Raw genomic sequence first — 15,930 nt, 5'->3', positions numbered from 1 at the left:
ATTACAAAGCTTATTCGGGTTGGTGAGCGTGGTAACGTAGTGAGCAAAATTAATGTATTAGAATAGTTAGACTTATTTGAATACTTAATTAGTAATATATCTCGGAAAGGTTCATTTTGTAGTAATACATTTATTGGGGGATTAAAAACAGAGAATTTAGACAAGGAATTAAAACAGTGTTAGCATTTATTTTACGTATATAAAAAACATGATTTATATTTAATTTCAGTATGAAATACAATTACTCTTATTTTTTACCTTCTGTGGTGTTAGCAAGTTTATGTTTTCAATCTAACGCTCAAACCTCAGAGCAAACTTCTCAGTCGGAATTACCCTCTACTCAAGTGCTTGAACAAGGCAAAAATCAATATTTGAAGCATTGTGCTGGCTGTCATAAAAAAGATTTAAGTGGCTCAGTTGGTTTTAATCTAAAAGACGGAGAATGGGTACATGGCGGAAAGCCGCAACAAATTTTGCGCAGCTTACAGCAAGGTTTTGATAAAGCAGGTATGCCTGGATTTGGCAATATATTAGCTAAAAGTGATCAACAGGCCATAGTGGCGTATATCTTGTCGCAGCGGCAAGGGTTTGAAAACTTAGTCTATAAAATTTATCAATTAGACAGTGATCAAGACTTTGAATTAAGCGAAGACGATATTATTAAAAGTGGTGCCTTGAAAAATAATGTGGTTGATTTTGAATTACCTGAGATCCCTCACTATGCCATTCGGTTTTCTGGGGTATTCCATGCTCCTAAAAATGAAAAGTCATTTTTGTTTTCTGAGCGTGTAAAAGACTTAAAGATAGAAGTTAAGGTAGATGGAAAGCCAATTAAACCAATTACCTATGGTGGTGTGGCCAAGTGGTTATTAAAACCAGGTCAACAAGCATTAACCTTCACTTTTAATTCAAGTAAAGCGAGCCCTTACTTACGTAATATTCCTTTATATGTAGTGAATGAAGATTCAACCATCAAGTTATTTCCGGTTTCTACTTTAGCGCTAGCAGCCAGTAAAAATACTAAATATGAGGTAAAAACTGCAGGTGAATACTTGGTACAACAAAAGAAAATTATCAAGTTACCAGCTTATTCAATCGCGGTAGGCGCGCCAGAAAAAATAAACTATGCCTTTAATGCTAAAACCTGTGCGATTAACGGTATGTGGCAAGGCGACTTATTAAATGTGGGCCCCAATATTGGTGGCCGAGGCAAAGACGGTAGTATCCCTCTAGGGGACTGGATTTTTCACTTTCCTCAGCAGTTAAAACCTAGTGCTTCAGTAAAAAGTGAAGCAAATAGCGAAGCAAGTTGCCAGTTAGACAAATACCGTATAAACGACAATACCCCTGAGTTCTATTTCACTTTGAACCAAGTCAAATTGATGGTGACGTCAGATTTTAGTGTGCCCGGCCGAGCTAATTTTATCTATCGAGTATTAGCTAATCCAAATAAACACACTGAACTGGCTTTTAGTCTTCCGCAAAGTTCCTCTTTGGCTATAAACAGCGCTCAAGGCAAGATACAAAAAGATTCTTTGGTTTTTGATATTAAAGCCTATTCTAACTTCTCGATTCAAATGGCTTGGACTGGAGATAATCAATAATGACTAAGTTTTTTCAGTTAAGTCAGATAATTAATTTAAGTTTGTTGCTGATATGTACGCACACTTACTCTGCTATTGCGGCCCAAGTGTATAAACCAGACGGATACCAGTTAGAAACAATAAAAACACCGGAAAATGTCAGATTTCACATAACGGGTTTAGATACCGATGCAGACAGTGTGGTGTATGTAGCTACGCGCTTGGGTGAAGTGTGGAAGCTCAAAAATAATCAATGGTCTAAATTTGCCTCTGGTTTGCATGAACCCACAGGTTTATTGGTGGATGACGATGGCAGTATATTGGTTGCTCATAAACCACAATTAACCCGTTTAGTGGATATTGATAATGACGGCGTGGCTGAAGATTATATTCATGTTGCTAGTGGATGGGAGTTTCATAATGACTATCACGAATTTAACTTTGGGCCTATCAAAGATAAAGCGGGTAACTTACACGGTACCCTAAATTTAGGATTCCAAGGAGGTTGGGGTGGTTATCGTGGATTTGCTTACAAAGTGACACCACAAGGTGAGTTTACCCCTTATTCATGGGGTTTACGCTCGCCAGCAGGAATAGGCATTAACCCACAAGGTGAAATCTTCTTTACGGATAATCAAGGTGGCTGGGTGGGCACTTCCAAAATGCACTTGTTAGAAGAAGGCAAGTTTTATGGTCAGCCTAGTTCATTAATGAATGTGCCAGGAGAGCCTAAAAACTGGAAAGAAAAATACACGGTTGAAGATTTAGATCGGATGCGCGAAAAGCCAATTATTCAAATGCCCCATGGTGAGATTGCTAAGTCGCCAGGTAATCCTGAGTGGGATTTAACCAAAGGCAAATTTGGGCCATTTAAAGAGCAAATCTTTATGCCAGATTTAACCATGTCGAGTTTATTTCGTGTCTTGTTAGAAAAGGTGAATGGTCAATATCAAGGCGCCGTGATTAACTTTATGAATGGCTTTCAAAGTGGCAATATTCGTGCAGAGTTTGATAAAGAAGGTCAGCTTTGGGTGGGACAAACCGCTAGAGGCTGGGGCGCGGATGGCAATAAACCTTTTGGTTTACAAAAAGTCGTGTGGGATGGTACCAATCCATTTGAGTTACTTGATATTAAATTAACCAAAACAGGGTTTAGACTTTCTTTTACAGAAGCGCTAAAGGCTGATAGTGTTTCTGTGGGTAGTTTCAAGGCTAAACAATGGCATTATCACTATCATCAAAAATACGGTTCTGAAAAAGTCGATTTGGTGGATGTCAACATTAGTAAGGTGGAGTTATCTCAAGATAGAACTTATGTGGATATCACTATGCCCTTAACGCCGGAAAAAATAGTAGAAATTGCATTTGAAGGTGTTACCAGCGCCAGTCAACGTAAAACATCATCTAGTAAGGTGTTTTATACATTAAACCAAGTATATAAATAGCCAAGTTTATAAATAAGCAATTTATGAATAAGCAATTTATAAATAATCAGTTATGAAGAATAAGAAGAACAAAATGAAAAACAAAATATTAGGCTGTGTTTTTGTCGTGATGGCTTTTACAAGTGTGACGAATGTAGCGGCGCAAACAAGCCAAAAGGTACAATTCGATCGCAGTAAAGATCTTCTGTTATTGCAATATGACAGTAAGCCTGATCCAGATGATATACACGCCATTGCCGCTGCAGGGAGTATTTTAGCTCACCCTGATTTTCAAGATGTAAATTATTATGCTGTGTCTGGTGCCTATGGAAAACAAAATGGCAAGTTTATGCATTCGCCTGAATTGTTTACTTTGGCATTTGGTCAGAAAAATATTAAATGGACAGATAGGCACACTGACAATGAGGGTTCGGTTAAGCGTTTAAAAGATAAAACTAAAAGCATTATTCAAGCTGGTGGCCGTGTATGGGTAGCAGAAGCTGGGCAATCGGATGTAACAGCTGATTGGATGGCGGCCTTACTCAAAGACGGGGTTTCTGCCGATACCATTAAACGTCAGGTGGTGGTGGTGCAGCATAGCCAATGGAACGAGAATCAAACCACAGATGATGATTTAGCCTACGTAAAAGTCAACTCTTGGTATGTGCAACTAGATGACGGCAACGCCCCATATGGAACAACTGAATGGGGCGATCGCAGTGACTATAGTACTCCTGGCTATCAAAACAAAGTGAAGACTTTTTTACCATCGGCCAAATCATCTTCAATAAAGCAAGCTAAGGCATTGTGGAATAAAGCTTCTGATGTGGTTGATAGATATTATCCAAATGGCTTTCCTGAAGAATGGTCTTCGATTCATCATGGCGGTGTTGATTTTTCTGATACATCAGAAGTTTGGTTTATTTTAAATATGTCGGGGTTACACACCATTGAAGAGTTTTGGCAGGCGTTTGTTGTGAGTCAAGGTAAGGTTTTAATTGATTCTAAGGCTGGTTTGGCATCAGAAAGCAGTAACTAATAGTCCTAGTCTTTTTTATTAATAGTGACTTCTAAAGTTTTACTATTGCCAGCAAACCATTTCTGCACATAAATGCTTCCTATCACAGGAGGCATGCCCTCCTCGGGCGTCTCTTTGTAGCGAATGCTATTTTTATTCTGCTTTTCAAATTCAAACTTAATGGTTTTTTCAGACATTTGTCACCGTATTTCTATAATAAATTAGCCAGGCAAGAGTATAATTTTTGTCGAGCACTTGTACACCTCACTTTTTAATATTTTACTGCGAAAGGTAATACCATTCCATCTTTATATGTAGTCACTCAGCGAGAGTTTAAAAGGGCTTAATCAAGGCGCATGGCTGATAGCTTTTTATTAAAATCAACTAGTTCTATTTCGAATTCATGCAACGTAGAGTAAGCCCTTTTAAAACTCGCCTGAAAGGAATGCCCCAGCGGGTTTTGCGCCTATCTTTTTAAAAAGAGCTGGTTCTCGCTATTTGAAAGGGAACAACCATTACTGCATAGCGACGCCTTAATCAAAATCCGCTGGACGCATTCTGAGTGATCACATATCAAGGTGAAATGGTATAACATCCCCCCACTTATGCATAAGCTTGAACAGTTAATTTAAGCAACCAATATTGGATTGAAAGTATTCCAAAAACTTACGGGTTTTAAAGGCAATGTTTCGACTTTGATACAACACAGTTAATTTAAGTGCTACAGGTTCTTTATCTAGTTTTACACGTTTGACCATGGCTGAGGTTTGGGTCGACTGACAAAGGTAATCTGGAAGTTTCGCTATGCCTAAATTTTGAGCCGTTGCTTGAAGACGCATTTGTGGGCTAGACAAGATCATTTTAGCTGGCGCAGAAATTAGCTGCACTTTATGTTTATCTCTAAATAACCACTGGGTATTGTCGCTAGAGGTGATGCAATCTTCTTGCTCAAGATCTTCGGGGCTGTGTAAATGCTCCGTTTTGTAGTCGAGCCCTGAATAAATAGATTGAGGAAAACTTAACAGTTGTTTCCCCACCCAGCTAGTATCAGCCAAGTCCGTTTCGTGGAGTACAAATATAAGGTCGTATTGATAACTTTCATCCGGTAATACAGATGAGTAGTGACTACAATGTACCATCACATCTGGGTATTGTTTGGCGTAATTGGTCACTATGGTACTAATTACTTGGTTAAAAAACTCTATGGGTAAGAGTATGTTTAATCTGCCCTTAGGCGCGGTGTTGAGCTCATGTAAGTCATTTTCAACTTGGCTTAAGGCTTCTAAATGGGGCTTACAAGACCGATACAACAATAAACCGCTTTCGGTTAATTCTTGTTTTCGGGTGGTACGGATTAATAATTGATAACCTAATTCGGCTTCAAGATTAGCTAATCTGCGACTTAGTTTTGATTTAGGTACACCCATCTTTTGCGAGGCTAAGGTCAGCGAGCCACTATCAATTATGGTTGAGAAAAAAGTCAGATCATCTAAATTCAGCATGGTTAATTTGTCTCATAAATAGAACAATTGGTTTTATTGGGCCTATATATACAATAAAAAGCAAAGGCTTTACACTCTCACTCAAATAAACTTGATAATGAGGAAAACCAAGATGAGTAATGTAACTGTTATTAACCCAAATGATTTTGAGCAAGAAGTTAGCGCACACAAAGGAACGGTTTTAGTGGATTTTTTTGCCCAGTGGTGTGGTCCATGTAAAATGATAGCGCCGATATTGGACCAACTATCTACCGAGAACGATGAGATTAAAATTGTTAAAGTGGATGCCGATGAAGCCCAAGATTTAATGGTGAAGTTTGGTATTAGAGGCATTCCTACTTTACTGCTGTTTAAAGATGGTGAATTAGCGGCAACCAAAGTTGGCGCATTGTCTTTCACTGATTTAAAAGCCTTTGTTGCTTAAATTAAAATTCGCTCGGGCATTTCCTTTTCTCGAGCTTTTAAGGGAGTTTTATTGGCTTATATGGCTTTAATCCTTGGGGTTAGCTAACTCTCCCAAAAGGTGGCCCACTTTTACCCAAATCAAAGTGTCCACTTCTACATAAGGATTATGACTGCTTAAATGTGGACTGCGGATCCATGTGCCGGCTGGGTATCGACCTTGTTCATCGATAAACTCACCAGAAATCACATAAATTTCTTCACCGCCCCAATGTTGATGAGGTTTGAACTTGGTATTGGCTGGCCAATAAACCAAAGCAGTTGATTCAGTATTATGAGTATGTAAAGGCATAACTCGTAAGTTACCTTGTCCAGCTAGCCAAGGTTGTGAATTTGTATCGATTTGTATGTGTTGATCATCGACAGCTTGAAACTGATGTAGTTTTACTAAAATAGTACAGCCTTCTTGACTAAAAGGAGCGTGTTTAAAACCTTCTGGGTTTCGAAAATACTGCCCTTTTTTATAGTCACCGGAGTGATCAGAAAACGTGCCCTCTAGGACTAATATTTCTTCACCAAGAGGATGGTCATGTTCAGAGAAAGAAGCACCAGGTTCATATTTTACAATACTTGTGGCGTGGCCTCGTTCTTTATCTTCTCTAGCCAAAGGTTTACGCCATACACCTGCTTTAGGGCTTGGTTGCCACTCCAAATTGTTGGTGTTTATCGCTATACGTTGGCTGAAATCCATATTAAGCATGGTTATACTTTCTCAAATTTTAAAGGTAAATGATGAGGCTTAAGATAAGCCTGTTCTAGGGTAAATTGCCAGTAACGCTGAGCTTTATTGGACTTAGATATTTGCTTTGTTGGTTCAAGATCCCACAAAATTTTTGCTTTACCGCTCATGGATAAGGTATCGCCATTGTCAAAGTTTATAAATAATAAACCCGCTTTGCCGGATTTTTCTATATTACCTAAGGTATTAAAAAAGTTGTTGCCTACGTAGTCTGGAATAATGATTTGTTTATTATTGATAATCTCAATAAAGCCTGGCTCACCTCCACGATAAGAAACATCAGCCCCTTCTGACACATGCTGGTTTTTAGCTAGACTATTCTGATAATAGCTAGCCACAAAAAATGAATCAGCGCGTTTGAGCAAATCAAGCATCTTATTATTAAATGCCTCTGTTTTTTGTACATCTTGATTGTGTAAAGCTTGACTATGCGTCTCTTTATTGTGAGTTGCTTGGTTGGAAGCAGGCCAATCGGCTATAACTCTAGGGGTAATATATTTAGGGCAGTTTCCAAAAGACTGTTTCACTTGAATTTTGATGCAATCAGCGGATATGTCTAGAACCACACCAGTTAAGCGGTTTCTTCTTTTGTTGCTAAGCTCTATCCCTAGCAAGCCTACTTGATCACCTTTCGAAAAATATTCATGGGTTTTAGTGTCAGTTTCACTGATATCAATATGTAACTGGGTAGGAGATATAACTTTTATTAAGCCGGTTTTTTTAAATAAAATAGATGCCCAAGGTTGTAACTGTGCGTCAAGATGACCGATAAACACATATTGTAATCCTTGGTAAAATTCACAGTGTTGTTCAAGTAAAAATGAACGAATGAATTTTTTACCAACGGCATCCATTATATTCTTTTTGCCCACTTTTTGTTGGATGAATTGTTCACCTTCATGAAAAGCGGAAGCCATTTCAGGCTTGTTAGTTATTAGGGTTGTATCAGTCATCTTTACTTCGTTCCTATCTTAACTTTTGATGCGATTTGGCTTTTCACGCTGTCAGGTTATCTCCGCGGTCAGGCCTGCTCATGCGGTCAGGTTACTTACACGGTCAGGTTATTTATGCGGTCAGGCCTGTTTTGGTTTTTGGCATTGGCACAAAACCTTTAAGTTGTTCGATTGTAGCTAGCCAAGTTTTTATGTGAGGGTAGTTTTCTAGCGACACATCACCTTCTGGCGCGTGAGCAATGTAAGTGTAATGTGCCACATCTGCCAAGGTCGGCGTGTCACCAACTAACCATGTTTGTGATGATAAAGTTTGGTCAAGTAAGGTAAGTAAGTCGTGAGCCAAAGTTAAGGCAAACTCTTTATCCAGCGGTTTTCCAAACACGTTAATAATGCGCGCGTTGCAGGGGCCAAAAGCGAGTTTTCCAGCGGCGAGTGAAAGATAACTTTGAATTTTGGTTTGAGTCACTAAGTCTTCAGGGTACCAAGTTCTGCCTTGGTCATATTTGGTAGCTAAGTACATTATGATGGCATTGGAGTCAGCTAGGGTTATATCGCCATCTTCTAATACTGGAACTTGTCCGGCTGGGTTTTTTGCTAAGAATTCAGCCGATTTATGTTCACCTTTAGCTAGATCCACCTTAATTAATTCTGCATCTAAGCTTAATAATGAGAGCATCAACTCCACGCGGTGGGAATGGCCTGATAAAGGAAAAGTATAAAGTTTAAGTTTTGACATGTTATTTACCTTGTTAAAGTTTGCTAGGTTAAGTGATGAAATTATCTTGTTTAAGTTTACTGATGTAAGTGACGAAACTTGTATTCAGTGTTTAGATAGTATTTGTTCACGATAAGTTGATAAATACTGTTAATATTGAAATATTGTCAACGTATCGTGGTTAATTTAGATGGATTCATTAGACGCAATCAAAACTGTGATTGCCGTTGTTGAGACAGGCTCATTTACAGCAGCAAGCCAAAGACTGAATATTTCAAAAGCTTTGGTGAGCAAATACATTGGAGAAATTGAAAAACAATTCGATGTGAGACTATTTAATCGCACTACTCGAAAAATTTCACTGACCGAATCAGGGAGTAATTATTATCACCACGCCTTACAAGTGCTAGAGCGTTACGAAGTTATGATGGATCATGTGGTAGGTGAGCAATCTAGCCCTAAAGGCTCGTTGAGAGTCAGTGCACCTGTGACCTTTGGTGAAATTTGGTTAGCAGAACATATCCCAGAATTTTGCCAGCTCTATCCAGATATTCAGTTTGATTTGGTACTCAACAATCATGCCGTAGACATGTTACAAGCGGGGATTGATGTTCGAATAAAAGTGGGAAATGTAGAAGACTCAACATTAATCGCTAGGCATATTAGTGATGTGTCACGGGTCATTTGTGCCTCGCCTGCCTACCTTAATACTCAAGGTACACCTAAGAACTTGGCTGATTTAGTTGCCCATACCTGTATTGTGGATACAAACTTTAACGATGGAAAAACCTGGGAATTGTATAACTCACAAGGTCAAAAAGAAGTGGTTGAAGTGTTTAGTGATTTATCTTGTAACAGTCCTCAGGCCATAGTCAATATGGTGAAAGCGGGTGGTGGTATTGGTTATGTCACTATGCATGCCGCTATTGGAGCCATTCGTAGCGGTGAGCTAGTAGAAGTACTGCCAGATTACCGCTCACAGAACTTAGGTTTGTACGTGATGTACCCCCATAGAAAATATGTGTCGCGTAAGGTTCGCTGTTTTGTAGAATTTATGCAGCAAAAATTCAAAAACTGTAATAACCAAGGTTAATGCTCAGAGAGCCAATGAAAAATTTAGTGGGCTATTTTTATGTTGTAACGCATTGAAGTAACTACTAAAAATAGATTTTTTAGGGTTGTAGATCATAAAATCATTTGAAGAAATTGTATTTTTTTGGAATAAAACGTTTTTTGCTTCGTTATCCAAGTGTCATTTAACTAAAACATGAGGAAACGACAATGACTAAGCTAAACAAAATATCACGAGTAATTTTAATAGCAGGTTTTATGAGTGCTACTTCTGCAGCACTAGCAGTAGAAACTCAAGTCAAGTTTGAATCAAATGTATCAAGTGAATCTAAGGTATCTCACAATATTGATAGCCAAGATAATCAATCAGAAACACGTATTGAAGGCGATTCTTCAGCTAATGCACAAGCCAGTGCTAACGCAAACGCTGAAACAGCTGACACCCCACCTGCAGCAAAAACACCTGCTGATGATACGACCGAAGAAGGTACTGAAGAAAGCGCTGAAGAAAACCCTGAAGAAAACACCGAAACCGCTGAGCAAACCCTAGAGCAAAACGCTGAAGCAACGGGAGAAACAGCGCAATCGGCTACCAATGAAATTGATTTAACTAATCGAGTTAATGCAAGTGTGAGTAACACTCTTGATACAGTGAGTGCCATTTCGGTGCCAGATACTAGCGCCGTAGACTCAGCAGTATCTAGCGTAAGTGCTTTATCGTCTGAACAAATTGCTGATGCTAGCTTAGTTTCAGAGGCTTCTGTGGCTGTGGTTTCAGAGGTAACACAATCAATTTCAGGTGAAGTGCAAAATCTCGCTGCAGCTGATGTGGCAGGCGAGCTTAATCAGTCTGTCTCCCAGGTTATTGATAGCTCAGTGTCTGAGGTTATTGCCAGCGAAGCAAGTTCTGAAATAGCTCAATCTGTGACTAATCAAGTGAGTACTTCGATTGCAGAAGAGCTGAGCTCTGAAATTGCCACCACAGCAGCAACAGAAGTTGTGAGTGATATCACAACGGGTCTAGAGCTTTAATATCAATCGATATAATTCATATTTATATTTCTTGCCGGTCATAGACCGGCTGTTTTTTCTTATTTGTTTGGAGGTGCGTATGAAACGCCTATTTTGTTGTGTCTTGGGGGCAGTATTTATCCCACAGGTTGTGGCTAACCAAGATGACTCCTTTACTTTTTCAGGCCAAGCATCGGCTGGATACATGTATAACTCAGCATTAACCGTGGAAGAAATAGATGCAGTGAACACCCAAGGTGATAATGGAACGAAAATTGAAGGTACACTTGGCGCAATTTGGAAACCTACTGACAAGTTTAAACTGGCTTCAGGAGTAGGTTATTCACAAGAGCAATATCACGAGTTTGAACAATTTGATCTGAGTTTGCAGCGTTTTTACATGGACTCAAGTTATAAACTGACTGATCAGGAAATTGGCCTGAGATATGACAAGGTGAATGCCTTGTTGCAAAATGATAAGTTTTTGTCTTTTCAGCAGCTAAGTTTGTATCATGGACAGTTTTTAACTAGCACCACTTATTTCAGAACCAGTGGCAATTTAAAAGAAAAGTCATTTCCTACTCTAAGCGAAAGAGATGCTGATAATTATGGCGTAGCAGCAGATTTGTTTTATTTTGCCGACGGGACTAATTTAATGTTGACCGCTGGAATAGGCGCAGAAAAAGAACAAGCGACTGACGAGCAATTTGATTTTGTGGGTTTGAGTATTAAAAGCAAAATTAGCCAAAAATTTTCGTTTATGGGGTTAGATAATAAAATCGGCTTAGGTTGGAAATATAAGAAAAAAGATTATCAACAAGTTTTAGTCTCTCAAGAATCAGAGTTGGGTTCTACTCAAGAAATAGTAGAAAGAGATCAATACCGGAGTGTGGTTACCGCCGATTGGCAACTCAATGTGACCGACTACATCTTAGTCAAGACCCAAGTCGAATATGGTGATTATCACGGTAAATTAAGCCAGCAAACCTATCAACAAAGTATGTTTAATGTGTCATTTGGCGCTAAATTTAATTAATTTTATATAACCACTCCTTCTCCGTAAACTGGGTCTCTACCTTTGGGGCCCTCATCTTTTATTACTTTTCTCATGCGCTTTAATATTTCAGATTTAGACAGGGGATTAGTGTGTTGCTTGATTAGACAGCTCAAGGCCATAGTCACCACTGGGGCAGCCATAGAGGTGCCAGATTCTGTTGCATAGTCGCCACCGGCTTTCACCGTTAATACATTTACCCCTAAGGCTGAAAAATCAATATGCTCACCTCTTACCGACCAGCGATAGGCTTGCATGGCTGAATCAATTGCACTCACGGCAAAAACCGGTTCATAGGCGGCGGGATATAATGGTGCGGAGGCAGGGCCTTTATTTCCAGCAGCGGCCACTATCCACATGCCTTTTTTGTGCGCCTGCTGAATGATGCGTTTCAACATGGGGTTGTCTGGGCCAGCTAAACTCATGTTAACCACAGGGACTTGTTCTGTAAGTAACCAATCTAAGCTAGCAATAATGGCGTCTAATGGCGCGCCTTGGGAATAATTAGATTGAGCATAAAATACTTGGGCTGAATATAAGGTCGCATTTTTATTCAGTGGCTCTTGGTTGTTTACTCTTCCCACCATCACACCTGCTACAGCAGAGCCATGAAACGTTGGAGAATCTGCTGATTCAGGTAACAAGTCACGGGAGATAATTTGAGCTTGAGCAAAAGCTCGATGATGCACGTCTATGGCACTATCAATCATGCCAACTTTTATAGAGTCATGGCAAAATGCCTTTGATGTTTGATTAGTAAGTTGGACTTGCTCTGCTGTTTGCTTGTTTTGAGTTTGATAAACATGGTTACGGGCTAAAGATTCAATCACATCTTTAGGTAGATGTTCAGCTAAAGCCTGAGTGGAATCTAAATGAGCAGGCACTTCAAATTGCAGTAAGCTAAGATCTAACCCTTGGTAGTGTTTTTCAGAAATAATAGTTGCCCCAAGGTCAATCAGTAACAGTTTGGTTTGCGGATCTGATAACAAGAACCATTGTTGTTTTATGGCGCGCCACCCGTTTTCTACCTCTACATCAATTAATGCCGGCTGTAGGACATTTGTCCCTACCGATATTTGCAATGGCAATGCGCTTAACGGGGCTTTAGATAGGCTCTCGATAGGCGGCAGTTCACTGAGTGAGAAAGGCAGATCTACATTATCTTGAATACGGTCTTCAAGGTTTTCAACCTGGTTGGTTAAGCGATCATTAATTTGATTAATACTGCCTGTAATTTTGCTGGTATCGACTAATTGAGCAAGACTAGGGTGGCAAATAATGCAACAGCTGAATAACATTAACTTGTGCCAAGACATTGGTTTTCCTAATAAATTATATAACAGGTATTAAAATAACGTTTTAAACTCAAAAAAATTTCAATTTTTTGGGAATAAATTTAAATCTCATTCGTCATTGTTACAAAGAGCTTAAAAACATGAGTAATTATAATGCAACAATCTTTTAAATCATTGATACCAACACTTAGACGGTTTGCGTATTCGTTAACGGGTAGTACCGCAGATGCAGATGACTTAGTGCAAACTACTATGGAACGTATTTTAGATAAAGGTATACCGGCAGAAATAGAGATAACTAAATGGGCATTTAAAGTATGCCGCAATGTATGGATTGATGAATACCGCGCTAGAAAAACAAGATTGGCCGCCGTTGAGAAGCCTGAATTACAACAAATACATAATGTTGAAGATGAAAGCCAACGAGAGTCAAAAGAAAAATTAAAACAAGTGCATCTTGCCATGGATAACTTACCGTCAGATCAACGTTCAATTTTATCTATGGTGGCATTACAAGGCATGTCTTATAAAGACGTGTCGTCCATCTTAAAAATACCTGTAGGTACTGTGATGAGCAGGTTATCTAGAGCAAGAACCACACTTTTAGATAAAGTTAATACTCAACAGTTAGGAGACCAAATATGACAATCAGTGACCAAATGTTGAGTGCTTTTTTAGATGCTGAACTTAGCGAAGCTGAGATGGAGCAAGTGAGAACTGCACTTGAAACAAACGATGAATTGGTGCTGCGCCTGGCAGAATTGGCTGAAGTTGATCAATGGGTTGTTGAATATGCCGAACAAATTGATGCCACGCCTATTCCTAACAAACTAAATCAATTAGCTGATGGAATTGATTCTAAATTGGCGAGGGATAACCAAGCTACAACAAGTAATGTAGTGCAAATATCTAAATGGAAAACGGCTAGCCAAAGTATGCGTAAGTATTACCAAGTGGCAGCAGGTATTGCGGTAGTGGTGGGTGTTGGGATCATGACCACATTAAATAGTGTGGAAACGGTTTCTACAGAAGTCGCCCAAGTATTGGATACAGCACCAAGTGGTTCGCCGCGTACGCTAAGTGACGATTCAATTGTAGAGAGTCAGTTAAGTTTTGCTAGTGTACAAGGTCAAATGTGTCGTCAATATCAGGTGACAACTGGCACCAACAGCCGAGCAAATATTGCCTGCAAAGAAGCTGGTGAATGGCAACTGAAAGCTCAAGGTGCTGTGTCTTATATTGAGCCACAGGCGGCTTATCAAGCTGCATCCAATCAAAATGATTTGGATACTGAAATTGACAAATTAATTGATGGACCGGCATTTGACCGTGCTCAAGAGCAAGCTGCGATTAACAATAATTGGCATTAAACGTTAAGTCCTGAACTAATAAAAGTCGCTAACTATAGAAGTCTTTAACAATAAAAGAGGTGAAATATGAAAATTATCATGATGTTTTTATCAGCAGTTATCTTGTTATCCGGATGTGCAGCTAAACCAGAATATCGGGAAGCTAAAAATGGCTCAGTAGGCTACAGCGAACAAAAAATCAGTGATGATAGGTTCCGTATCCAGTTTAAAAGTCGCAGTAAAAGTGTGGCAGATGCATATGATTACGCCTTACTGCGCGCCGCTGAATTAACTAAACAGCAAGAGTTTGACTGGTTTGTGGTAAGTAGCAAAGAAACTTTTGTAGAATCTGAAAAAGTCCCTGCATCTGAAATTCATTTAGCACGCCATCAGTATATTGAGAGACGATGTGGTTTGTTAACTTGCGAAACGTCTGCTCGACCTAGCAATCAAATAGGCGCTAGTTTGCAATTAGGAACGGGTGACAGTCGTAAAGAAGTACATACTATTATCGAAGTCAGAATGGGTAGGGGAGTAAAGCTAAATGAAGATGCCCTTCAAGCCCAAGATGTAATTGATAACTTAAAAACAAAAGTCGATAAAGCTTAATAAAATAAACTGAGGTGCTAGGCCTCAGTTTATTTTCAATAATCAGTGTATTTACCAAAGATCAACAGCCCTAGTATTATTCTAACTCAGCCACAATAAATGACAGTATATCTTTAGCGCTGGAAATATTAGACAGGTCTGAATACAAGTCACCATTCTGGCCAGAGTGGTGACCATGGCCAATGAGTTCTAATAAATATTTGCCTGGTGAAGCTGAATCTATAGTCACGGAATAAATCAGTGAAGGTTGGCCCGACGAGCCGTCACCGCTATAAATAGGGTCTTCTGGGAATCTATCTTTGCTGTAATAATCGTTAAAATCATAACTACGGTTTATTTCTAACATGAGTCGATACTTGCCCATTTGAGGAGCAGTAAGGGCAATTAACGAATCATTTTTTGGTGTAGCACTGGTTACACCATCTAAATCAGCGTTATTGGCAACTGGCGCGAAATAGCCATCGTCTTCTTGAATGCCACGGCTATGACTCCAGTATGGCAGTGCTTCTGGGCGACGAGTAGGGCCTGTATCTGTTTCGCCAAAACCTGATGAAGAGATTTTTCCGGTTACATAAAGTGTGTCTATGTATTGGCCTTCTATGGTTTCCATCCACACTGCCATTTGTGGAATGGATGTGTAGGTAATACCTAACATGTAAGGCTGTGGCTCTGAAACATAGGAGCTACCTGTTTTTACGAATAAGTTTAGTTTTGGCAATTCTGGATTAGCGGTCAGATCTAATACTGTATATTCAGCGGTGACGGGTTGGTTGGCTGTTTTAAGTTCTTCTGACACTTCCATTATACTAGAAAACGGCGGTACACCTGCCATAAGCCCAATCACCACCACTAAAAAGCCTAATCCAGTTCTTATTAAGGTTTGTTTACCTACCTTTTTTTGTAGGTGGCTTAGGTAAACTTTAAGGTTGTTTTTAAAGTGTAAAATGGTGCCTATGATAAAAAAGAAAGAGGCCCAAATATGAATGGCACCAATAAAATAATTCCATGGTAGGGCATAGAGTAAAATGCCTGTGGTCATTAATGTGACAAATATAATAGAAATGGTCACTGTGGTAGCGGAGCGTTGATTTAAAGTCATAATACAGCCTCAAGTCATTGTTTATGTTTTTTATAGGCAAGGTGGC

The 15,930-nt window shown here is 39.3% G+C and carries 17 protein-coding genes; 10 read left to right on the top strand and 7 right to left on the bottom strand.

Annotation, left to right across the window (positions count from 1 at the left end; genetic code table 11):
* Positions 1-230: 230 nt before the first annotated feature.
* From L0668_RS14895 to L0668_RS14885, 3 genes are all read left to right on the top strand, one after another.
* Complete coding sequence (locus L0668_RS14895; RefSeq protein WP_235313507.1) at positions 231-1,604, top strand: c-type cytochrome; 1,374 nt, start codon at positions 231-233, stop codon at positions 1,602-1,604.
* On the top strand, positions 1,604-3,028 hold the full coding sequence (locus L0668_RS14890; protein ID WP_235313506.1) for a PQQ-dependent sugar dehydrogenase family protein: 1,425 nt from the start codon (positions 1,604-1,606) through the stop codon (positions 3,026-3,028). The genes L0668_RS14895 and L0668_RS14890 overlap by 1 nt, the downstream gene beginning before the upstream one ends.
* 73 nt (positions 3,029-3,101) lie before the next feature.
* Positions 3,102-4,046, top strand: coding sequence for a hypothetical protein (locus L0668_RS14885; protein WP_235313505.1), 945 nt, complete (start codon positions 3,102-3,104; stop codon positions 4,044-4,046).
* Positions 4,047-4,051: 5 nt separating this feature from the next.
* Here the strand turns inward: L0668_RS14885 and L0668_RS14880 are convergent, their stop codons facing one another.
* Both L0668_RS14880 and L0668_RS14875 read right to left on the bottom strand, forming a co-directional pair.
* The gene (locus L0668_RS14880; protein ID WP_235313504.1) at positions 4,052-4,222 is read right to left on the bottom strand and encodes a hypothetical protein; all 171 of its coding nucleotides are present in this window, start codon (positions 4,220-4,222) and stop codon (positions 4,052-4,054) included.
* Positions 4,223-4,648: 426 nt separating this feature from the next.
* Positions 4,649-5,527 (bottom strand): LysR family transcriptional regulator, encoded by an 879-nt coding sequence (locus L0668_RS14875; protein WP_235313503.1) that lies wholly within the window; start codon positions 5,525-5,527, stop codon positions 4,649-4,651.
* Positions 5,528-5,639: 112 nt separating this feature from the next.
* Here L0668_RS14875 and trxA point away from each other — a divergent pair, with 112 nt between their 5' ends.
* The gene (gene trxA / locus L0668_RS14870; RefSeq protein ID WP_235313502.1) at positions 5,640-5,951 is read left to right on the top strand and encodes a thioredoxin; all 312 of its coding nucleotides are present in this window, start codon (positions 5,640-5,642) and stop codon (positions 5,949-5,951) included.
* Between the two features lie 66 nt (positions 5,952-6,017).
* Here trxA and L0668_RS14865 read toward each other — a convergent pair whose 3' ends face one another.
* From L0668_RS14865 to L0668_RS14855, 3 genes are all read right to left on the bottom strand, one after another.
* Complete coding sequence (locus tag L0668_RS14865) at positions 6,018-6,689, bottom strand: cupin domain-containing protein (protein WP_235313501.1); 672 nt, start codon at positions 6,687-6,689, stop codon at positions 6,018-6,020.
* A gap of 2 nt (positions 6,690-6,691) precedes the next feature.
* Complete coding sequence (locus tag L0668_RS14860; RefSeq protein WP_235313500.1) at positions 6,692-7,681, bottom strand: PNPOx family protein; 990 nt, start codon at positions 7,679-7,681, stop codon at positions 6,692-6,694.
* 112 nt (positions 7,682-7,793) lie between these two features.
* The gene (locus L0668_RS14855; RefSeq protein WP_235313499.1) at positions 7,794-8,417 is read right to left on the bottom strand and encodes a glutathione S-transferase family protein; all 624 of its coding nucleotides are present in this window, start codon (positions 8,415-8,417) and stop codon (positions 7,794-7,796) included.
* Between the two features lie 169 nt (positions 8,418-8,586).
* Here L0668_RS14855 and L0668_RS14850 point away from each other — a divergent pair, with 169 nt between their 5' ends.
* The 3 genes from L0668_RS14850 (at position 8,587) to L0668_RS14840 (ending at position 11,514) form a co-directional block, all read left to right on the top strand.
* Positions 8,587-9,489 (top strand): LysR family transcriptional regulator, encoded by a 903-nt coding sequence (locus L0668_RS14850; RefSeq protein WP_235313498.1) that lies wholly within the window; start codon positions 8,587-8,589, stop codon positions 9,487-9,489.
* Between the two features lie 188 nt (positions 9,490-9,677).
* Positions 9,678-10,499, top strand: coding sequence for a hypothetical protein (locus L0668_RS14845; RefSeq protein ID WP_235313497.1), 822 nt, complete (start codon positions 9,678-9,680; stop codon positions 10,497-10,499).
* Between the two features lie 79 nt (positions 10,500-10,578).
* Complete coding sequence (locus tag L0668_RS14840; RefSeq protein WP_235313496.1) at positions 10,579-11,514, top strand: hypothetical protein; 936 nt, start codon at positions 10,579-10,581, stop codon at positions 11,512-11,514.
* Positions 11,515-11,516: 2 nt separating this feature from the next.
* Here the strand turns inward: L0668_RS14840 and L0668_RS14835 are convergent, their stop codons facing one another.
* The gene (locus tag L0668_RS14835) at positions 11,517-12,848 is read right to left on the bottom strand and encodes a S8 family serine peptidase (protein ID WP_235313495.1); all 1,332 of its coding nucleotides are present in this window, start codon (positions 12,846-12,848) and stop codon (positions 11,517-11,519) included.
* Positions 12,849-12,980: 132 nt separating this feature from the next.
* Between L0668_RS14835 and L0668_RS14830 the strand changes: the two genes are divergently transcribed.
* The 3 genes from L0668_RS14830 (at position 12,981) to L0668_RS14820 (ending at position 14,785) form a co-directional block, all read left to right on the top strand.
* A complete protein-coding gene (locus L0668_RS14830; RefSeq protein WP_235313494.1) occupies positions 12,981-13,472 on the top strand; it encodes an RNA polymerase sigma factor in 492 nt (163 codons plus the stop codon).
* Positions 13,469-14,197 (top strand): anti-sigma factor family protein, encoded by a 729-nt coding sequence (locus tag L0668_RS14825; protein WP_235313493.1) that lies wholly within the window; start codon positions 13,469-13,471, stop codon positions 14,195-14,197. Before L0668_RS14830 ends, L0668_RS14825 begins: the two co-directional genes overlap by 4 nt.
* Positions 14,198-14,263: 66 nt before the next feature.
* On the top strand, positions 14,264-14,785 hold the full coding sequence (locus L0668_RS14820; RefSeq protein ID WP_235313492.1) for a CC0125/CC1285 family lipoprotein: 522 nt from the start codon (positions 14,264-14,266) through the stop codon (positions 14,783-14,785).
* Between the two features lie 76 nt (positions 14,786-14,861).
* Here the strand turns inward: L0668_RS14820 and L0668_RS14815 are convergent, their stop codons facing one another.
* Complete coding sequence (locus L0668_RS14815; protein ID WP_235313491.1) at positions 14,862-15,884, bottom strand: DUF4405 domain-containing protein; 1,023 nt, start codon at positions 15,882-15,884, stop codon at positions 14,862-14,864.
* Positions 15,885-15,930: the final 46 nt, after the last annotated feature.

The organism is Paraglaciecola algarum, assembly GCF_021532655.1.
GTDB lineage: Bacteria > Pseudomonadota > Gammaproteobacteria > Enterobacterales > Alteromonadaceae > Paraglaciecola > Paraglaciecola algarum.
The sequence above is the reverse complement of the archived record's forward strand: the minus strand, read 5'-3'. Positions and strand labels throughout refer to the sequence as shown.